A 19,480-nucleotide genomic window follows, 5' to 3' on the forward strand; every position below is an offset into this window, starting at 1 on the left:
GCCTTTCGCGCCGCATATCGGCCAAGTTCGGCACCCTGCGTGGGCAGTTTGCACCGCTTGAGGTAAACTGCCGCCTCTTCTATACCTATAACGATTCGCCTGATGCCCACGACGTTTCAAGAGATTCCCCGCAAGCGCCCGTCCACGCCCCTGCTCGACCGTGCTGTCACGCCGGTCGGCCTGCGTCGACTGGGTGAAGCCGAGCTGGAAACCCTGGCCGATGAGTTGCGCCTGGAATTGCTCTACACGGTCGGCCAGACCGGTGGGCATTTCGGTGCCGGGCTGGGCGTCATCGAGCTGACCATCGCCTTGCACTACGTGTTCGACACTCCGGACGACCGGCTGGTGTGGGACGTGGGCCATCAGGCGTATCCGCATAAAATCCTCACGGGCCGCCGCGAGCGCATGGGCAGCCTGCGCCAGAAGGACGGCCTGGCCGCCTTCCCGCGCCGCTCCGAGAGCGAGTACGACACCTTTGGCGTCGGCCACTCCAGCACCTCCATCAGCGCCGCGCTGGGCATGGCGATTGCCGCCCGCCTGCAAGGCAGCGATCGCAAGGCGATTGCGGTAATCGGTGATGGCGCGCTGACCGCCGGCATGGCCTTTGAAGCACTGAACCACGCGCCGGAAGTGGATGCCAATATGTTGGTGATCCTCAACGACAACGACATGTCGATTTCGCGCAATGTGGGTGGCCTGTCCAATTACCTGGCAAAAATCCTCTCGAGCCGCACCTACGCCAGCATGCGCGAAGGCAGCAAGAAGGTGCTCTCGCGCCTGCCCGGCGCTTGGGAAATTGCCCGGCGTACCGAAGAATATGCCAAGGGCATGCTGGTGCCTGGCACCCTGTTCGAAGAGCTGGGCTGGAATTACATCGGCCCGATCGACGGCCATGACCTGCCGACCCTGATCGCCACGCTGCGCAATATGCGTGACCTCAAGGGCCCGCAGTTCCTGCATATCGTCACCAAAAAAGGCAAAGGCTTCGCTCCGGCAGAAGTCGACCCGATTGGTTACCACGCCATCACCAAGCTCGAACCTGTGGATGCGCCCGCCGCTGCGCCAAAAAAAGCCGGCGGGCCGAAGTATTCCGGCGTGTTTGGCGAATGGCTGTGCGACATGGCCGCCGCCGACCCACGCCTGGTGGGCATCACCCCGGCGATGAAGGAAGGCTCCGACCTGGTGGCGTTCAGCGAGCGTTTCCCGCTGCGCTACTTCGACGTGGCGATTGCCGAACAGCACGCGGTGACCTTCGCCGCCGGCATGGCCTGTGAAGGCGCCAAGCCCGTGGTAGCCATTTATTCCACCTTCCTGCAACGCGGCTATGACCAGCTTGTTCACGATGTGGCGGTGCAGAACCTCGACGTGCTGTTCGCCATCGATCGCGCCGGTTTGGTCGGCGAAGACGGCCCGACTCACGCGGGCAGCTTCGACTTGTCCTACCTGCGCTGCATCCCCGGCATGCTGGTGATGACCCCGAGCGACGAAAACGAGCTGCGCAAGATGCTCAGCACCGGCCACCTGTATAACGGCCCGGCTGCCGTGCGCTACCCGCGCGGCAATGGCCCGAATGCGCTGATCGAGAAAGACCTGGAGCCGATCGAGATTGGTAAAGGCATCGTACGTCGCCAGGGCAGCAAGACCGCGTTTCTGGTGTTTGGCGTGCAGTTGGCCGAAGCCCTGAAGGTCGCTGAGAAAATCGACGCTACCGTAGTCGACATGCGCTTCGTCAAACCGCTGGATGAGGCCCTGGTGCGTGAAATCGCCGCCAGCCATGAGCTGCTGGTGACCGTCGAAGAAAACGCCATCATGGGCGGCGCCGGTGCAGCAGTCAGTGAGTTCCTGGCGCGAGAGAACATCCTCAAGTCGGTGCTGCACCTGGGCTTGCCGGATGTGTATGTGGAACACGCCAAACCGGCGCAGATGCTGGCCGAATGTGGCTTGGATGAAGCCGGGATCGAGGCTTCGGTGCGCACGCGCATGGTGCTGCTGGGCCTGTAACCCCGTCTCCCGGTAGAAACCTGGACTAAATGTGGGAGCGGGCTTGCTCGCGAATGCAGAGTGTCAGTCAACCAAGATGTTGAATGTGCCACCGCTTTCGCGAGCAAGCCCGCTCCCACATTGGCTTTATGCCATTTTCAAACGCTATGGACGGCCCATGAATCGCCTTCGCTTTGCCTTGCCCCTGCTGCTGCTACCCACCATTGACGTGTTGGCCGACAGCTTCGAGCGCGACGACGCGCTCAAACTCTCCGACGTGGTGATCAGCGCCAACCGCCAGGTGCAGGCGCGTAACGACAGCAGCGCCGCCAACAGCGTGTTTACCCGCGACGACATCGACCGTTTGCAACCCACCAGCGTGAGCGACTTGCTCAGCCGTGTGCCCGGCGTGCAGGTGGTGCAAAGTGGTGGCCGTGGCAGCGTGACCAACGTGTATGTGCGCGGCACGTCCACTGCCCAGAGCCTGGTGTTGGTGGATGGTCAGCGCATCAGCAGCTCCACTACTGGCACCAGCAACCTGCAATACCTCAACATCGACCAGATCGAGCGCGTAGAAGTGCTGCGCGGCTCGCGCTCGGCGATCTACGGCAGCGATGCGATTGGCGGGGTGATTCAGATCTTCACCCGGCGCAACACCGAGTCCGGCCTGCAACCGCGCCTGCACGTGGGCTTTGGCAGCAATCAGACGTGGGAACGCAGCCTGGGGTTATCCGGCGGCGACCAGCAAACCCGCTTCAGCCTCGGCGCCAGCCTGGATGACACCGCCGGAATCAATCGTACACACACGTCGTACCCTAGCGATGGCGACCACGATGCTTATCGCAACCAGGCCATCAGTTTCAGCCTGAGCCACGCCTTCACCGATGACATCGACGCTGGCGTGAACGTGCTGGATAACCGTGGCAAAAGCGAATTCGATAACCCTTTTGGTCGCTATGACTCGCTCACGTACCAGAGCTTCCAGCAAAAACCCTACACAGACTTCACCGTCAGCAGCGTCAGCAGCTATGTCGATGCGCGCATCAACGATGTGTGGAAGTCTCGCCTGGAGCTGGGTCACAGCGAAAACCGCGAAAAGACCCTGGATAAACTCAGCGACGACCGCAGTGTGTTCAACACCTACCGCGACTCGCTGACCTGGCAGAACGATTTGACCCTCAATGATCAGAACAGCCTGATCCTGGGTGGCGACTGGTACGAAGACCGGGTCAACAGCAGCACGGTGCTCGCCGAAAACAGCCGCTGGAACCGTGCCGCATTTATCCAGCACCGCTTTGAAGCCCAATACTTTTCCACCGAGCTGGGCCTGCGCCGCGACCAGAACCAGCAGTTCGGCGGTCACAACAGCTGGAGCGGCACCCTGACCCTGCCGGTGAACCCGGATAACGACCTGTTGCTCAGTTACAGCGAAGGCTTCCGTGCACCGACCTTCAACGATCTTTACTACCCGGACGAATACGGCTTTAAAAACGCCAACCCGAACCTGAAACCCGAAACCTCCAAAAGCTATGAACTGCAGTGGCGTAGCCAGCTCAGCGATACCAGCCGCCTGGAAGCCTCGCTGTACCGCACCGATATCCAGGACGCCATCGTGTTCGGCAGCGACGGCCCGCAAAACGTCAGTTCGGCCCGCATCAATGGTTTTGAAGCCGCGCTCAAGCAAGAATTGTTCGGCTGGCAAGGCAGCCTTGGGCTGGCGATGATTGACCCACGCGACCGCGACACCGGCCACACATTGGCCCGCCGCGCCAGACGTACGGTGAGCCTGGATCTGGACCGCCAATTCGATCAGTTTGGCGTCGGCGCCAGCTGGCAAGCGGTGAGCAGCAGCTACGATGACCCGAAAAACCAACAACCGTTGGGCGGTTACGGGTTGCTGGGGCTTCGCGCCAACTGGGCAGTGAACCGTGAAGTCTCGCTGAACATGAAAGTCGATAACCTGCTGAACAAAGACTACAGCCGGGCGCTGTATCAGTATCAAGGCCAGCAATATGGCTACCGGGAAGAAGGCCGGGCGCTGTTGTTTGGAGTGACCTGGACGCCGGAACTCTAACGCCAGCGCGCACTGTCAATGATCAGTACTGCCTCTTGATTCGCTCGTTAGACGTCAGGCTGCCTGCCTCCACCACCTTGCTGCACGTTGAGTAGCCCCAGGCATTTGCCCAACCTTGCGAGGTGAACGAGACGAAATAATCGGCTTTTTTACCATCGCGCTCCAACGCGTAATCAAAACACTGCGAAGTGCCGCCACGGATCGAGGTGATTTTTGTGGGGGCTTGAATATTCAGCATGTCCTGCTTGGTGGTATCCATCGAAGAAGTCCGGTCCACCACAGGATGATTACCGAATGTCCTGATGTCTGAGATCGCTTGCGAGATCCCGCAGCCGCTCACTAGCGCCAATGCCAGAGCGGCACCGGCCAACGCCAATAGATAACGCATGATATGTCCTTGATCAGCTCGAATGGGAGAGCCGCGAAACTAGCACCCATAGGCAAGCAGATCGCCAGGCAAAATCCGATAGTTTTGACAGACTAATCGCACCGCAGCAGACGAAAATACAGCGATTCTCAGCGCTGGCCGGCCATTGCCTGACAGAGCTTCGCGATGGCCTCGATCATCTGCCCACTCGGCCGCTCCAGCCCCTTGTCGGGTACGACCTGCAGACGACCTTGAGCCACGGCCGCTATCTGAGGCCAGGCCTTCCATTCGTCGAGTTGCGCCTGATCGCCGGCCAGGATCAGTTCGGGGTTGCGCTGCAGCACTGACTCAACGCTGACCTGCGGCGCAGGCAGCTTGAGGTCGGCAAACACGTTGCGTGCGCCGCAAACCTGCAAGGCATCACTGATGATCTGCCCACCGCCCACGGTGTACAGCGGCTGGTTCCACACCTGGTAAAACACGCGTAACGGCTCGGCACGCTGATAGCGTTGGCGCAGTTCGGCCAGGCGCTGGCGTAACTGCGCAGCCAGCGTGCGACCCGCTGCTTCACGGCCCAGTTGTTGGGCGATGGCTTGGACCTGGGCCGTCAGTTGTTCAAGGCTATGGGGTTCAGCCACATAGACCGGGATATTCAGGCGCTGCAATTGTTCGCGCTGGGCCGGGCCGACACTGCCGGGCCAGAGCAGAATGAGGTCGGGCTTGAGGCTGAGCAGGCGCTCCATATTCAATTGGCCGTACTGCCCAACCGACGGCACCTGGGCCAATGCCGCTGGGCGCTCGCCGCCGTCGAGCACGCCCACCAGCAAGTCGGCGGCGCCCAGCTCGACCACGATTTCGGAGAGAGACGGCGCCAGGCTCACGACACGTTCAACCGCAATCGCCTGGGCACTGAACGCCAGCAGAACCGCCAGCCAATAGCGCCTCATCCCAGCTGGCGGGGGATGCGGTAGAGGTAAAACAGCACCAGCGTCGACAGCGCCAGCAGAAACAGCGGCACTGCTTCCAGGCCGACGAACACCGCCAACGCGCCGATCCAGGCCGGCAGCGCGGCTACCAGCAAAGCCGCACGCCGACGGGCCGCGAGGGTAATCCACGCAGCCGGTTCTTCGGGCGTATCGAGAGCTTTGGAAGTGGCGATCAGTGCGTGTTTATAGCCATGAAAATAACGCAGGCTCAGAAACATCGAGGCCACGCCGGCAATAAAGAACGGCATGGCCAACACAGGAAGCAGGGATTGGGCTTGCCCAAACACCAGGTTAAGCACGAACAGCGGGAGCAATGCCAGGGCCAGGTACTGCCACCAATTGAAGGACAGTCGCCGTTTCACCTGGCCACGGGTCACGCGCGGTCGACCTCGCCCTGATGCTCGTTGCCCATCATATGGTCGAGCTTGCTGGCTTTGGTGGCCAGGTAGAGCTTGTTGTGCGGGTTTTGCCCGGTGTGCAGCGGCACGCGCTCGGCCACGGTGATGCCCATCTCGGTCAAGGCTTTGACCTTGCGCGGGTTATTGGTCATCAAACGCAGGGATTTGACGCCCAAATGCTCCAGCATCGGCAGGCAGATCGCGTAGTCACGCTGGTCGGCGGCAAAGCCCAGGCGCTCGTTGGCTTCAACGGTATCGGCGCCGCCGTCTTGCAGCTCGTAGGCGCGGATCTTGTTCATCAGGCCAATGCCACGGCCTTCCTGGCGCAGGTACAGCAACACGCCACGGCCTTCACGGGCTATGGCGCGCATGGCCGCTTCCAGTTGCGAGCCGCAGTCACAGCGCTGGCTGAACAAGGCGTCACCGGTCAGGCATTCGGAATGCACACGGCCCAGCACCGGCGCGCCGTCGGCGATGTCCCCCAGGCTGAGCACAACGTGCTCGCGGCCGGTGGCTTCTTCGAGAAAGCCGTTCATGGTGAACGTGGCAAAGGGGGTAGGCAGCTTGGAAGCGGCGACGAAAACGACGGGCACCGTGTGCTCCTGATTTCAGATTTCACAGAGGGCGTCATTGTAACAGCAGGTTCCTACAGACGCTTAAGCTGAATTATCGCTGATAAAGATCAATAGGTTCGATTGGCCTTCGTCCTGGTTCTATGCAGGTCAGAACGGGTACGGCTGCTTCCAGTGTTCGAAAATCGGTTTCAGCTCGCCGCTCTTTACCAGTACAGCCATGCGTTGGTCGTACACCCTCATCAGTGCCCGGCCCCGCTCGGTGTCGGCAAAGCCTATGTAGAGCGGCAGTTCGGCTATATGAGTGAGCTTGAATTGCGCCGGGTTATCCGACTGGCTGAGCACGTATTTGGCTTCGGCGAGGGCATCTATGTAGAAGTCGGCGCGGCCGTGTTGCAGCATTGGCAGGATGCCGTCGCGACGTTCGATCTGGTTGAAGCGGCGAGCATTCGGCAAATACTCCTCGTACTTGTAGCCACGCACCCAGGCCAGGCGGTAATTGCCCAGCGTGGCGATGCTTGGCGCAGGTGTGGCTGCCATCCCGAGGGCGTAGATGTGGTCGGAATCGAAGTTCCAGTGCGGGTACAGAACGCCAGTGGCCTCATCGCGATAGGAACCGACCCAGCCATCCACCTCGCCACGCCGGGCCAGGCCGACCGAACGGGTATACGGCACGCTGCGGGTTTGCACGGTAATGCCCACCGGCTCGAAGATCTGGCGTAGCACATCCCAGGCCAGGCCCGTGCCGTCTTTGTTGGTGTAGTCGTTCCATTGCTCACTGGCCAGCATGATCTTGCCAGGCACCGAGGCTTCATCCGCCAGAACCTGGTATGCGAAAGCGCACAACACTATCAGCAGCCAACGGCGCACACCCATGGTGACAACCTCTCCTGCACTGGGGGAACCGTATAGAGGGTAGCGCAGGTCTGTCGCTTACGGCGTGTCGCGAAAATGCTGGTAGCCACGCACGGCTGGGGTGATGTCTTGCCCGGCGGCGTCCAGCAGCGTTACGCCCTGCCCTGCCGCAACCCGGCCAATCACATGGATCGGCCAGCCGCCCGCCAACAACGGCGCCAGCCTGGCCGGTGGCAGGGTGAACGCCAACACATAGTCGTCGCCGCCGCTCAATGCCGCCACACGAGCCTCGTCATCGCCAACAAACGCGAGCAACGCCTGGGATAACGGCAGCTTCTCCCGCTCAATCAGCAGCCGGACAGCCGAGGCCTTGGCGATATGCCCGCAATCGGCCAACAGTCCGTCGGAGATATCCATGGCCGCTGTCGCGTTACCTCGCAGGGCCAGGCCCAGAGACAATTGCGGTTGCGGCGACCAGTAATGGGCCAGCAGCGGACCCGCTATGGCAGCATCAGCCGTGCGCTGCCCCAACACCAACGGCAAAGCACCGGCAGCGTTACCCAGTTCGCCACCCACACACAGTAAGTCACCCGGCTGCGCACCGCTGCGAACCAACGCTTGCCCGGCCGGCACACGGCCAAACACGGTCAGGGTCAGGCTCAGCGGCCCGCGTGTGGTGTCGCCGCCCACCAGGCCCACGCCGCAGCTCTGCGCCATGGCGTTCAAACCCTGGGCATAGCGTTGCAGCCAATCGGCGTCGACAGTGGGTGTGGTGAGTGCGAGGGTGAAGGCCAGCGGGTGGGCGCCCATGGCGGCCAAGTCGCTGACTGCCACGGCCAACGAGCGCTGGCCGAGCAGGAACGGGTCACACGGGTCGGCAAAGTGCACGCCAGCCACCAGCGTATCGGTGGAGATTGCCAACTGCTCCCCGGCGGGGAGCGCCAGCAAGGCGCAGTCGTCGCCGATCCCCAGGGCAATACCTTCGCCGCCCTGCGCACAGGGCGCGGCGGCGAAATAGTTGCGGATCAGCTCGAACTCACCCATTCGGGACTCAAGCGACTTAGCGCTTGTGTTCCTTCACTTCGGCTTCACGCAGGCGCGGGGCCAGCTTGTCGAGCACGCCGTTGACGAACTTGTGGCCGTCGGTCGAACCGTAGACTTTCGCCAGCTCGATACCTTCGTTGATCACCACGCGGTACGGCACGTCGACGCGCTTGAGCAGCTCCCAGGTGGACAGGCGCATCACGCACAGTTCAACCGGGTCGAGTTCTTCGATGGTCAGGTCCAGGCATGGCGCCAGAGCCGTGTCGATCTCGGTCAGGTTGGCATGCACACCGTGCAGGATGTCGTGGAAGTAGCTCTGGTCGGCGAACGTAAAGTCGTTATCGACGCGAAACTGCGCTTCGATTTCGTTCAGCGAAGCGCCCGCCAGCAGACGCTGGTACAGCGCCTGGGTCGCGAGTTGACGCGCTTTACGACGCTTTTCGCTTTTGGATGGCTTGCCGGCGTCGGCTGGACGCGGATCCTGAGGGTTGAACTGATCGCTCTCGTCGGAAATCACTTGGCCTCCAACTGCGACAGCAGGCTGACCATTTCCAGTGCGGACAGGGCAGCTTCAGCGCCCTTGTTACCGGCCTTGGTGCCGGAACGTTCGATGGCTTGCTCGATGGAATCTACGGTCAGTACGCCGAAAGCGACTGGCACGCCGAACTCCATGGACACCTGGGCCAGGCCCTTGGTGCATTCGCCGGCCACGTATTCGAAGTGCGGAGTACCGCCACGAATGACCGCGCCCAGGGCGATGATTGCCGCGTATTCACCCTGCTGTGCAACTTTTTGCGCAACCAGTGGAATTTCGAAGGCGCCAGGGGCGCGGATGATAGTGATGTCGCTCTCGCTCACACCGTGGCGAACCAGGGCATCCACGGCACCGCTTACCAGGCTTTCAACCACGAAGCTGTTGAAGCGGCCAACCACCAGGGCATAGCGGCCTTTGGGGGCGATGAAGGTACCTTCGATGGTCTTCAGGGTCATTCGACAAATCTCTTAAAGAGCCGGGACGCGAAAAGTGCGTCCCTCAGTGATGATTTAACCGCGAACAAGGGGCAGAAAACGCCGGCCTTTATTCGGAGGGCACGTATTCTACAACTTCCAGATCGAATCCGGATATCGCATTAAATTTCATCGGTGCGCTCATCAGGCGCATTTTGCGCACACCGAGGTCACGCAGGATCTGCGAACCGGCACCGACAATGCTGTAGGTGGTCGGTGTTTTAACCTGGGTGTGCTCGGCGGCTTCACGAATATGTGCCAGCAATACATCGCCATCCACCGGGTTGCCGAGCAGCAACACCACACCGCTGCCAGCCTCGGAAACCGCGGCCATGGCGGCGCGCAGGCTCCAGCGGCCCGGCTGCTTGACCATCAGCAGGTCGCGCAGCGGGTCCATGTTATGCACGCGCACCAGGGTCGGCTCTTCGGCGCAAATATGCCCCAAGGTCAGGGCCATGTGCACGTCGCCTTCGACGGAATCACGGTAGGTCACCAGGTTGAACTGGCCCAGTTCGCTGTCCAGCGGCTGCTCGGCAATCCGCTGAACGGTACGTTCGTGGATCATGCGGTAGTGAATCAGGTCGGCAATGGTGCCGATCTTGATGCCGTGCTCAGCGGCAAACGCCTCGAGTTCGGCGCGACGGGCCATGGTGCCGTCGTCGTTCATCACTTCGCAGATCACCCCGCTCGGCTCGAAACCGGCCATGCGCGCCAGGTCGCAGGCGGCCTCGGTGTGGCCGGCACGCGCGAGGGTGCCGCCCGGCTGGGCCATCAGCGGGAAAATATGGCCCGGGCTGACGATGTCTTCGGCCTTGGCGTCTTTGGCCGCAGCGGCTTGCACCGTGCGGGCGCGGTCTGCGGCGGAAATGCCAGTGGTGACGCCGGTGGTCGCTTCAATCGATACGGTGAACTTGGTGCCGAAACCTGAACCATTGCGCGGCGCCATCAACGGCAGCTTGAGCAGCTCGCAGCGCTCGCGGCTCATGGGCATGCAGATCAGCCCACGGGCGTGCTTGGCCATAAAGTTGATGTGCTCGGGCTTGCACGCCTCGGCGGCCATGATGATATCGCCTTCGTTCTCGCGATCTTCGTCATCCATCAGGATGACCATCTTGCCTTGGCGGATGTCTTCAACCAGTTCTTCGATGCTATTGAGCGCCACGCGGCACCCCCTTGGTCAGGATTTCAGGTAGCCGTTAGCGGCCAGAAAGCTTTCAGTGATGTTCCCGCGCCCTTGTAAAGAGTCAGGCTCAGCTGCCTTATCGCCCATAAGCAGGCGCTCCAGGTAACGGGCAAGCAAGTCGACTTCCAGGTTCACCCGGCGACCTGGCTGGTACGACGCCATGATGGTTTCGCTCAGGGTGTGCGGGATGATGGTCAGTTCGAATTCGGCGCCATTCACGGCGTTCACGGTCAGGCTGGTGCCGTCGACGGTGATCGAGCCTTTATGGGCGATGTACTTGGCCAGTTCTTTCGGCGCGCGGATACGAAATTCCACGGCGCGCGCGTTTTCGCTGCGTGCAACCACTTCGCCGACGCCGTCGACATGGCCGCTGACCAGGTGGCCGCCCAAACGGGTAGTCGGGGTCAGGGCTTTTTCCAGATTGACCGGGCTGCCGGCTTTGAGATCGTTCATCGCGGTGCAGTCCAGGGTTTCCCGGCTGACGTCAGCAGCAAAGCCGTTACCCGGCAACTCGATGACGGTCAGGCACACGCCGCTGACGGCGATGCTATCGCCCAGTTTGACGTCGCCGAGGTCGAGCTTGCCGGTTTCAACCAGCAGGCGCACGTCGCCGCCTTTGGGGGTCATGGCGCGGATGCTGCCGATGGATTCGATAATGCCGGTGAACATGGCCTTCTCCTGGAAAACGGTGCGGGCGCTGGAGCGCCCGGTCAGAATTATACGCTCGCTGGTGGTAGCGGGATGGCAGTGACTCGCCAGTCGTCGCCTACAGCGCGCATTTCAGTGATCTTGAGTTGGGGGGTATCGGCCAGTTTCTCAAGCGGCCAGTCCAGCAAAGGCCGGGCGGCGGAGCCCAGGAACTTACCGGCGACGAAAATCACGTATTCGTCGACCAGGCCTTGTTGGGCAAACGCGCCTGCCAGGCTTGGGCCGGCTTCTACCAACACCTCGTTAACACCACGGGCAGCCAGCGCCACCAGGGCCGAACGCAGGTCGACCTGCCCTTCAACGCCCGGCACCACCAGGCATTCAGGGCCACGTGGGAACTGGTTTTCCGGGGTGACGCAAGTGATGACCAGCGCCGGGCCAGCCTTGAAGAACGGTGCGTTGAGCGGCACCCGCAGGCGGCCGTCGATCAGCACGCGCAATGGCGGGCGCGACATGGCCAGAGCGGTGGTTTCGGCGTCCAGGCCCAACTCGGCGGCGCGCACGGTCAGGCGCGCACCATCGGCCAGCACCGTGTCGGCGCCGGTCAGCACCACACTGGCCTCGGCGCGCAGGCGCTGCACGGCGGCGCGGGCAGCCGGCCCGGTGATCCATTGGCTTTCGCCGCTGGCCATCGCGGTACGGCCGTCCAGGCTCATCGCCAGCTTGACCCGCACAAACGGCAGGCCGTGTTCCATGCGCTTGAGGAAGCCGGGGTTCAGCGCGCGCGCTTGTTGTTCGAGTACGCCGCTGTGGGTTTCGATACCAGCTTGAGCCAAGCGCTGCAGGCCGCGCCCGGCGACCTCCGGGTTCGGGTCCTGCATTCCGGCCACTACGCGTGCCACACCGGCGGTCACCAGTGCATCGGCGCAGGGCGGCGTGCGCCCATGGTGGCTGCACGGTTCGAGGGTCACGTACACCGTGGCGCCACGGGCCTTGTCACCGGCGGCGCGCAGGGCGTTCGGCTCTGCGTGGGGCTCGCCGGTGCGTTCATGCCAGCCTTCGCCGACAATCTGCCCATCCCGCACAATCACGCAGCCCACCCGTGGGTTGGGGTGGGTGGTGTACAGGCCTTTGCGCGCCAGTTCGAGGGCGCGGGCCATGTAATGGGCGTCGAGGACGGCTTGTTCGGCAGACGGAGGGTTCATTCTTTGGCAGGCTCACGGGCCAGGCGGTCGATCTCTTCGCGGAACTCATTGAGGTCCTGGAAGCGTCGATACACCGAGGCGAAACGGATATAGGCGACTTCGTCGAGCTTTTGCAACTCGCCCATCACCAGCTCTCCAACCACCAGGCTCTTGACCTCGCGCTCGCCGGTGGCGCGCAGCTTGTGCTTGATATGCACCAGCGCCGCCTCCAGCCGCTCGACACTCACCGGGCGTTTTTCCAGGGCGCGCTGCATACCGGCACGCAGTTTTTCTTCGTCGAAAGGCTGGCGGCTGCCGTCGGATTTGATCAGACGTGGCAACACCAGTTCGGCGGTTTCGAAGGTGGTGAAACGTTCACCGCAGCCAGAGGCCAGGCATTCGCGCCGGCGGCGTACTTGATCGCCCTCGGCGACCAGACGCGAGTCAATGACCTTGGTGTCGTTGGCACCGCAGAAGGGACAGTGCATGGTTGGCAGGCAACAAAAAATGGGAGGGCCATGGTAGCGCATCCCCGTGGCAAGACAAGCCATAGCCTTTACGGTATATAGGCTGACTATTATGTTTCATATTTTTTAAGCCACGGATTTTGTCCTTTCTGGAGCCGTACATGCAGTTACGACCACTTGTTTTACTCGCCCTGTTCAGTTTTCTGGTCGCCTGCAGCAGCCAAGCCCCGAAACCATCGACACCGCAACCGACGCCCGTTCAAGAGAAAAAAGTGCCGGGCATTGAAGACCTCGGCCCTTTGCCGGCTTACCAGCGTGAAATCAACGGCACCCTGAATGGCGTGCCGGCCAACGCCGAAGTCGAACTGGCCCTGCTGGTGATCGATGAACGCAACCGCCCGCAACAACTGCTCGCCAGCAGCGTACTCAGCGGCAACGGTAAGCCCCTGGCCTTCCGCCTGCGTTTCAACCCAGAAGCTTTCCCAGCCGGTGCACGGGTTGAACTGCGCGGTCGCGCCAGCCAGTCTGGCCAGTTGATCCTGCACCTGCCCGCTGTGCGCATCACCCAGGCGATCACCCAAACCACCGGCCCGCTGCAATTCGTCCCGGCGCCATGACGCCACCGTTGGGCCTGCAGCGCGCCCTGAGCGAACTGATCGGCGACGCGCAACTGCTGCCCTGCCCGCTGCCGGGCACGGAGCTGTCGTTGTGGCTGCTTGATGCGGGCAACATGGACCGTGCCTTCAGCCAGGAAGAGACCCGGCGCATCCTGCATGAACCGCCATATTGGAGTTTTTGCTGGGCCAGCGGCTTGGCATTGGCGCGCTTCCTGGCGACGAATCCCGAGTGGGTGGCGGGCAAACGCGTGCTGGATTTTGGCGCCGGTTCCGGTGTGGCCGCGATTGCTGCGGTTAAAGCGGGCGCGCTGGAAGTGGTGGCCTGCGATCTTGACCCGCTGGCCCTGGCCGCCTGCCGGGCAAATGCCGAACTCAATGGTGTGGAGCTGGGTTACTCAGCCGACTTTTTCGCCGAGGCCGACCGCTTCGACCTGATCCTGGTGGCCGACGTGCTCTACGACCGCGCCAACCTGCCGCTGCTCGACCACTTCCTGACACGCGGCCGCGAAGCGCTGGTGGCCGACTCACGGGTACGCGACTTCCAGCACCCGGATTATCAGCGCCTGGGCATCCTTGATGCGCTGACGCTGCCGGACCTGGCTGAGCCTTGGGAGTTTCGCAAGGTGAGCCTGTACCATTCGCGGCGCGCTTGAGGCCATCGCGGGCAAGCCCGCTCCCACAGTTGACCGCATTCTCCAGCAGGGGGTGGCTTGCACTCATCATGCTTTCAGCCAACCTCGCCAGCCCTTATAGTTGCCCCATTCCCGCTTTATTCGAGACGCCCCATGAGTGAGCCCACGCCGTACATCTTCGACGCCACCACTGCTACGTTCGACCAGGCAGTGATTCAGAACTCATTCGAAAAACCCGTGCTGGTGGATTTCTGGGCCGAGTGGTGCGCGCCGTGCAAGGCGCTGATGCCGATGCTGGCGAAAATCGCCGAGAGTTATCAGGGCGAGTTGCTGCTGGCCAAGGTCGATTGCGAAGCCGAGCAGGATATCGTTGCGCGTTTTGGCATTCAAAGCCTGCCCACGGTGGTGCTGTTCAAGGACGGCCAGCCGGTGGACGGGTTTGCCGGGGCACAACCGGAGTCGGCCGTGCAAGCGATGCTCGAGCCACACGTGAAGATGCCGCCACCGAAGGCGGCTGACCCGTTGGAACAGGCCCAGGCGTTGTTTGCCGAAGGCCGTATCAGCGATGCCGAAACGGTGCTGGTGGCGCTGCTGGGTGAAGACAACACGAACGCCGCCGCGCTGATTCTGTACGCACGCTGCCTGGCAGAACGTGGTGAGCTGGGCGAAGCCCAAACCGTGCTCGACGCGGTGAAAAGCGACGATCACAAAGCCGCCCTCGCCGGCGCCAAGGCGCAAATCACCTTCCTGCGCCAGGCCGCCGACCTGCCGGATGCCGCCGACTTGAAAAGCCGCCTGGCGCAAGACCCGCAGGACAATGAAGCTGCCTACCAACTGGCGATTCAGCAACTGGCGCGCCAGCAATACGACGCCGCGCTGGAAGGCTTACTCAAGCTGTTTATCCGCAACCGCAGCTACAGCGAAGGCCTGCCGCACAAGACCTTGCTGCAAGTGTTCGAACTACTGGGCAATGAACACCCGCTGGTCACGGTGTACCGTCGCAAGTTGTTCGCCGCGCTGTATTAATCGCCGATCCAACTGTACAGCGGCGTATCCCCGCCGCTGGCCACTTTCACACGGGCACTGTGGCGCAGGCGTACCAGCAGGCGTTTGCCTGAGGCCGCATCACCGGCCAAGCCCTCAAGCTGATCAAGCAACTCAAGCCCATTGAGTTGCCCGGCCTTGCGCAACAGGTCCTGGGCGTTCTGCCACAAATCATCGTTGTGTTTGACCGGCGCAACAGCGGGCGTACTCGGCGCCGGTGTTGCCTGCAAGTGGGCGCCCAGGCGCGCCCAATCGCCGTCATCGAGTTCCAGGGTCAAATCCACCGGCAAGTCACCGACGGTTCCACGAATTCGCAACATCGCACTTACTCCCGCAGTTTTCCGACCCGCATGCTCCCACGCGACTTGCGCAACGCCAAGCGGGCGTTCAAACTGGCGCGAATATTGTTATAAGATCACATAACAAAACTTTCATCTTATGGAGCCTTCTCATGCGCCGTCTGCTGCTTGCCCTGCCGTTTGCCCTGCTGCCCCTGGCCATCGCCCACGCCGCCGATGAACACGATCATGAGCATGAACACGGCAGCCTTGGCGCGCACGAGCATGGTGTCGGCCGCCTCAATGCGGTACTCGACGGCCAGGCGCTTGAGCTGGAGTTCGACAGCCCGGCCATGAACCTTGTGGGCTTTGAACATCAGGCCACCACGCCTGCCGACAAAACCAAGGTCGCCGCCGCGCGCAAGCAGCTGGAAAACCCGCTGGCGCTGTTCAACCTGCCCAAATCTGCCGGTTGTGTAATCAGCACCCAGGAACTCAACAGCCCGTTGTTCGGCGACAAGCCTGAAGCCGATCATGATGAAGACGATGACGACCACGCCACCGATGGCAAAGGCGCCGCCGCCCACGAACATCATCACGACCACAGCGAAATCCACGCCCACTACCAGTTCACCTGCGCCACGCCGACGGCCCTGAGCAACCTCGACCTGACTCAAGTGTTCAAGACCTTCCCTGCCACCCAGAAGATTCAGGTACAACTGATCGGCCCAAGCGGCCAGCAAGGTGTTGAAGCGACGGCCACCGCAGCCACCCTGAAATTCTGAGTTCACATGACCCAAGCACTGATCGAACTGTCTGACCTGGGCTTTAACTGGCCCGGCCACCCGCAGTTGCTGGACATCCCCGCGTTCCGCCTGGAAGCGGGAGAAACCCTGTTTCTCAAAGGCCCGAGCGGCAGTGGCAAAACCACCTTGCTCGGGCTGTTGGGCGGCGTGCAGAAACCCAGCCAGGGCAGCATTCGCCTGCTCGGCCAGGAGCTGACCGAACTCTCGGCCGGTGCCCGCGACCGCTTCCGCGTTGATCACACGGGTTACATCTTTCAGCAATTCAACCTGCTGCCGTTTCTCTCCGTGCGCGAGAACGTCGAGTTGCCGTGTCACTTTTCCAAGCTGCGTGCGCAGCGGGCGACTCAGCGCCATGGCAGTGTCGACCAGGCCGCCGCGACCTTGCTGGCGCATTTGGGCTTGAAGGACAAAGACCTGCTGGAGCGCCGCGCCGACTCGCTGTCCATCGGCCAGCAACAGCGCGTCGCCGCTGCCCGTGCGTTGATCGGCCAACCGGAACTGGTGATCGCCGACGAACCCACCTCGGCCCTCGACTACGACGCCCGCGAAGCGTTTATCCGGCTGTTGTTCGCCGAATGCCGCGAAGCCGGCGCCAGCCTGTTGTTTGTCAGCCATGACCAGAGCCTCGCGCCGCTGTTCGACCGCCACCTGTCGCTGGCCGAACTCAATCGCGCCGCCACGCCCGCAGAGGTTTGAGATGTATCTGTTCCGTCTAGCCATGGCCAGCCTGGCTAACCGCCGCTTTACCGCGATCCTCACCGCCTTCGCCATCGCCCTTTCCGTGTGCCTGTTGCTCGCGGTGGAACGCGTGCGCGTAGAGGCGCGCAACAGTTTCGCCAGCACCATCAGCGGCACTGACCTGATCGTCGGCGCCCGCTCCGGCTCGGTCAACTTGCTGCTGTACTCGGTATTCCGCATCGGCAACGCCACCAATAACATTCGCTGGGACAGCTTCGAGCACTTCGCCGCCAGCCCGCAGGTGAAATGGGCGATCCCGATTTCCCTCGGCGACTCGCACCGTGGCTATCGCGTAATGGGTACCAACGAGTCCTACTTCGAGCATTACCAATACGGCCGCAAGCAGAACCTCGAACTGGCCAGCGGCCGCGCCTTCGCCACTGACCCGTTTGAAGTGGTACTCGGCGCCGAAGTGGCGGATGCGCTGCACTACAAGCTTGGCGACAAGCTGGTGCTGGCCCACGGTGTAGCAGTGGTCAGCCTGGTCAAGCACGATGACAAACCCTTCACCGTGGTCGGCATTCTCAAGCGCACCGGTACGCCGGTGGACCGCACGCTGCACATCAGCCTCGGCGGCATGGAGGCCATCCATATCGATTGGCACAACGGCGTGCCGGCCCAGGGCAAAGGCCGTATCAGTGCTGATCAAGCACGCAACATGGACCTCACGCCGCAAGCGATCACCGCGTTTATGCTCGGCCTGAACAACAAGATTTCCACCTTCGCGCTGCAACGCGAGATCAATGAATTCCGAGGCGAGCCGATGCTGGCGATCCTGCCCGGCGTGGCGCTGCAAGAGCTGTGGAGCATGATGGGCACCGCCGAAAAAGCGCTGTTCGTGATCTCGCTGTTCGTGGTGCTGACCGGTTTGATCGGCATGCTTACGGCGATTCTCACCAGCCTCAATGAACGCCGCCGCGAGATGGCGATTTTGCGTTCGGTGGGCGCACGGCCGTGGCACATTGCGACACTGCTGATCTTCGAAGCCTTCGCGCTGGCCTTGTCTGGCGTAGTGGCGGGCGTGGGTCTGCTGTACCTGTGCATCGCGGCGTCACGTGGGTATTTGCAGGCCAACTACGGCCTGGACCTGCCGATGTCGTGGCCAAGTGAATATGAATGGACCTTGCTCGCCGGTATCCTGGCCGCCGCGCTGTTGATGGGCAGCGTGCCCGCGTGGCGCGCCTATCGGCAATCTTTGGCCGATGGCCTGTCCATACGTTTATGAGGAAGCTGTCGATGCGTCGTGCCCTGTTTGCGCTGTTGCTGCTGGTGGTGGTGCCCGCCTGGGCCGACGAGCAGCCCAAGGACCTGTCGTGGCAGGAAATGATCCCGCCGGACGCGCCGCCGGAAATCCCCAATATGAAACCGCTGCACGACCTGTCGAACATGGCCGATGCGCTCTCGGTTGAGGCGGCGCCTGCGGCCAAACAGGAACTGCCCAACGCGCCGGTGGTGCAGAGCCTTAACGGCAAGCACATCCGTTTGCCGGGCTATATCGTGCCGCTGGAAGTCAGCGAAGAAGGCCGCACCACCGAGTTTTTGCTGGTGCCGTACTTTGGCGCGTGCATCCACGTGCCGCCGCCACCATCGAACCAGATCGTGCATGTGAAAAGCGAAGTCGGCGTGAAGCTTGATGAGCTGTATCAGCCCTATTGGATCGAAGGTGCGATGCAGGTCAAGCCGTCTTCCAGTGAGCTGGCCGATGCCGGTTACCAGATGGATGCCGAGAAGATTTACGTCTACGAACTGCAGGAATAACGCTGATCGAGCTTTCATTGAGCTGAGTCAAAAGATCGGACGGAACGATCTTTACCATTGGACGTACAACTTTTAACGTCCTTTTGGAGCTCCCATGAACAAGTCTCTGCTCGGCGCGTCCCTCTTCGCGCTTGCCCTCGCCGCCCCTGTCGCACACGCTCACGAAGCGGGCGACATTCTGGTTCGTGCCGGTGCAATCACCGTGAACCCGAAAGCAGACAGCGGCCATGTGAAGGTTGACCAAGGCCCATTGGCCGGCACCAACCTGGGCGGCAAGGCGACCATGAGCAGCGACACCCAATTGGGCCTCAACTTCGCCTACATGATCACCAACCACATCGGCATCGAACTGCTGGCCGCCACGCCGTTCGAGCATGATGTGAAGATCAAGAACACCGCCCTGGGCGCCGCCAATGGCAAGCTCGGTACGCTGAAGCACCTGCCGCCGACCTTGAGCGTCGTGTACTACCCGCTGGACAACAAGTCCGCGTTCCAGCCGTATGTAGGCGCCGGTATCAACTACACCTGGATCTACGACGAGCACGTCGGCAGCCGCGCCGAACAAGCCGGTTTCAGCAACTTCAAGGCCGAAAACTCCTGGGGCTGGGCCGCGCAGATCGGCGCCGACTACATGATCAACGACAAGTGGATGATCAACGCCCAGGCGCGTTACATCGACATCAGCACCAAGGCGACGGTGGATAACAATGCGCTGGGCCAAGGCACACGTGCCAAGGTCAATGTGGATGTTGACCCGATGGTTTACATGGTGGGTATTGGTTACAAGTTCTAATCCCGGCTCAAGCACCACTGCATAACCCCTGTGGGAGCGGGCTTGCTC

At 61.9% G+C, this 19,480-nt stretch carries 23 protein-coding genes; 10 read left to right on the forward strand and 13 right to left on the reverse strand.

The window, feature by feature from the left end; translation table 11 throughout:
* The first annotated feature begins 102 nt into the window (after positions 1–102).
* Both dxs and FFI16_RS29975 read left to right on the forward strand, forming a co-directional pair.
* On the forward strand, positions 103–2,001 hold the full coding sequence (dxs, locus tag FFI16_RS29970; RefSeq protein WP_138813662.1) for a 1-deoxy-D-xylulose-5-phosphate synthase: 1,899 nt from the start codon (positions 103–105) through the stop codon (positions 1,999–2,001).
* Between the two features lie 157 nt (positions 2,002–2,158).
* Positions 2,159–4,054: a TonB-dependent receptor domain-containing protein gene (locus FFI16_RS29975; RefSeq protein WP_138813661.1), complete on the forward strand. Its 1,896-nt coding sequence runs from the start codon at positions 2,159–2,161 to the stop codon at positions 4,052–4,054.
* A gap of 22 nt (positions 4,055–4,076) precedes the next feature.
* Here FFI16_RS29975 and FFI16_RS29980 read toward each other — a convergent pair whose 3' ends face one another.
* The 12 genes from FFI16_RS29980 to nrdR form a co-directional block, all read right to left on the reverse strand.
* Positions 4,077–4,442, reverse strand: coding sequence for a hypothetical protein (locus FFI16_RS29980; protein ID WP_138813660.1), 366 nt, complete (start codon positions 4,440–4,442; stop codon positions 4,077–4,079).
* Positions 4,443–4,570: 128 nt separating this feature from the next.
* Positions 4,571–5,368 carry a cobalamin-binding protein gene (locus tag FFI16_RS29985; RefSeq protein WP_138813659.1) on the reverse strand — a complete coding sequence of 266 codons (798 nt, stop codon included), beginning with the start codon at positions 5,366–5,368 and terminating at the stop codon, positions 4,571–4,573.
* Positions 5,365–5,784, reverse strand: a complete 420-nt coding sequence (locus FFI16_RS29990; RefSeq protein WP_138813658.1) for a nuclear FMR1 interacting 1 family protein — start codon at positions 5,782–5,784, stop codon at positions 5,365–5,367. Before FFI16_RS29990 ends, FFI16_RS29985 begins: the two co-directional genes overlap by 4 nt.
* The gene (gene ribA / locus FFI16_RS29995; RefSeq protein ID WP_017135999.1) at positions 5,781–6,398 is read right to left on the reverse strand and encodes a GTP cyclohydrolase II; all 618 of its coding nucleotides are present in this window, start codon (positions 6,396–6,398) and stop codon (positions 5,781–5,783) included. Before ribA ends, FFI16_RS29990 begins: the two co-directional genes overlap by 4 nt.
* A gap of 129 nt (positions 6,399–6,527) precedes the next feature.
* Positions 6,528–7,253 (reverse strand): ABC transporter substrate-binding protein, encoded by a 726-nt coding sequence (locus FFI16_RS30000; RefSeq protein ID WP_138813657.1) that lies wholly within the window; start codon positions 7,251–7,253, stop codon positions 6,528–6,530.
* Between the two features lie 57 nt (positions 7,254–7,310).
* The gene (gene thiL / locus FFI16_RS30005) at positions 7,311–8,276 is read right to left on the reverse strand and encodes a thiamine-phosphate kinase (protein ID WP_138813656.1); all 966 of its coding nucleotides are present in this window, start codon (positions 8,274–8,276) and stop codon (positions 7,311–7,313) included.
* A gap of 16 nt (positions 8,277–8,292) precedes the next feature.
* A complete protein-coding gene (gene nusB / locus FFI16_RS30010) occupies positions 8,293–8,793 on the reverse strand; it encodes a transcription antitermination factor NusB (protein WP_053258233.1) in 501 nt (166 codons plus the stop codon).
* On the reverse strand, positions 8,790–9,266 hold the full coding sequence (gene ribE, locus FFI16_RS30015; RefSeq protein WP_003176356.1) for a 6,7-dimethyl-8-ribityllumazine synthase: 477 nt from the start codon (positions 9,264–9,266) through the stop codon (positions 8,790–8,792). The genes nusB and ribE overlap by 4 nt, the downstream gene beginning before the upstream one ends.
* Positions 9,267–9,354: 88 nt before the next feature.
* Complete coding sequence (gene ribBA, locus FFI16_RS30020; RefSeq protein WP_138813655.1) at positions 9,355–10,446, reverse strand: bifunctional 3,4-dihydroxy-2-butanone-4-phosphate synthase/GTP cyclohydrolase II; 1,092 nt, start codon at positions 10,444–10,446, stop codon at positions 9,355–9,357.
* Positions 10,447–10,461: 15 nt separating this feature from the next.
* Positions 10,462–11,136: a riboflavin synthase gene (locus tag FFI16_RS30025; protein ID WP_056861916.1), complete on the reverse strand. Its 675-nt coding sequence runs from the start codon at positions 11,134–11,136 to the stop codon at positions 10,462–10,464.
* 47 nt (positions 11,137–11,183) lie between these two features.
* Positions 11,184–12,320, reverse strand: coding sequence for a bifunctional diaminohydroxyphosphoribosylaminopyrimidine deaminase/5-amino-6-(5-phosphoribosylamino)uracil reductase RibD (gene ribD / locus FFI16_RS30030; protein WP_138813654.1), 1,137 nt, complete (start codon positions 12,318–12,320; stop codon positions 11,184–11,186).
* A complete protein-coding gene (gene nrdR / locus FFI16_RS30035) occupies positions 12,317–12,787 on the reverse strand; it encodes a transcriptional regulator NrdR (RefSeq protein ID WP_015886108.1) in 471 nt (156 codons plus the stop codon). Before nrdR ends, ribD begins: the two co-directional genes overlap by 4 nt.
* A 140-nt stretch (positions 12,788–12,927) precedes the next feature.
* Here nrdR and FFI16_RS30040 point away from each other — a divergent pair, with 140 nt between their 5' ends.
* From FFI16_RS30040 to trxA, 3 genes are all read left to right on the forward strand, one after another.
* Positions 12,928–13,383: a YbaY family lipoprotein gene (locus FFI16_RS30040; RefSeq protein ID WP_138813653.1), complete on the forward strand. Its 456-nt coding sequence runs from the start codon at positions 12,928–12,930 to the stop codon at positions 13,381–13,383.
* Positions 13,380–14,036, forward strand: coding sequence for a methyltransferase (locus tag FFI16_RS30045; RefSeq protein ID WP_138813652.1), 657 nt, complete (start codon positions 13,380–13,382; stop codon positions 14,034–14,036). The genes FFI16_RS30040 and FFI16_RS30045 overlap by 4 nt, the downstream gene beginning before the upstream one ends.
* A 132-nt stretch (positions 14,037–14,168) precedes the next feature.
* Positions 14,169–15,041 (forward strand): thioredoxin, encoded by an 873-nt coding sequence (trxA, locus tag FFI16_RS30050; protein WP_138813651.1) that lies wholly within the window; start codon positions 14,169–14,171, stop codon positions 15,039–15,041.
* On the opposite strand, the gene FFI16_RS30055 is transcribed toward trxA, so the two are convergent.
* A complete protein-coding gene (locus FFI16_RS30055; protein WP_138813650.1) occupies positions 15,038–15,379 on the reverse strand; it encodes a hypothetical protein in 342 nt (113 codons plus the stop codon). The genes trxA and FFI16_RS30055 overlap by 4 nt on opposite strands.
* 131 nt (positions 15,380–15,510) lie before the next feature.
* On the opposite strand from FFI16_RS30055, the gene FFI16_RS30060 reads away from it, so the two are divergent.
* From FFI16_RS30060 to FFI16_RS30080, 5 genes are all read left to right on the forward strand, one after another.
* Positions 15,511–16,122 carry a DUF2796 domain-containing protein gene (locus tag FFI16_RS30060; RefSeq protein ID WP_138813649.1) on the forward strand — a complete coding sequence of 204 codons (612 nt, stop codon included), beginning with the start codon at positions 15,511–15,513 and terminating at the stop codon, positions 16,120–16,122.
* 6 nt (positions 16,123–16,128) lie between these two features.
* A complete protein-coding gene (locus FFI16_RS30065) occupies positions 16,129–16,839 on the forward strand; it encodes an ABC transporter ATP-binding protein (RefSeq protein ID WP_138813648.1) in 711 nt (236 codons plus the stop codon).
* Position 16,840: 1 nt separating this feature from the next.
* Positions 16,841–18,106 carry an ABC transporter permease gene (locus tag FFI16_RS30070; RefSeq protein WP_138813647.1) on the forward strand — a complete coding sequence of 422 codons (1,266 nt, stop codon included), beginning with the start codon at positions 16,841–16,843 and terminating at the stop codon, positions 18,104–18,106.
* Positions 18,107–18,117: 11 nt separating this feature from the next.
* On the forward strand, positions 18,118–18,639 hold the full coding sequence (locus FFI16_RS30075; RefSeq protein ID WP_056861907.1) for a DUF3299 domain-containing protein: 522 nt from the start codon (positions 18,118–18,120) through the stop codon (positions 18,637–18,639).
* A 94-nt stretch (positions 18,640–18,733) separates the two neighbouring features.
* Positions 18,734–19,432, forward strand: a complete 699-nt coding sequence (locus tag FFI16_RS30080) for an OmpW family protein (protein WP_138813646.1) — start codon at positions 18,734–18,736, stop codon at positions 19,430–19,432.
* Positions 19,433–19,480 lie beyond the last annotated feature (48 nt).

The organism is Pseudomonas sp. KBS0710, assembly GCF_005938045.2.
In the GTDB taxonomy this organism is placed as follows: domain Bacteria; phylum Pseudomonadota; class Gammaproteobacteria; order Pseudomonadales; family Pseudomonadaceae; genus Aquipseudomonas.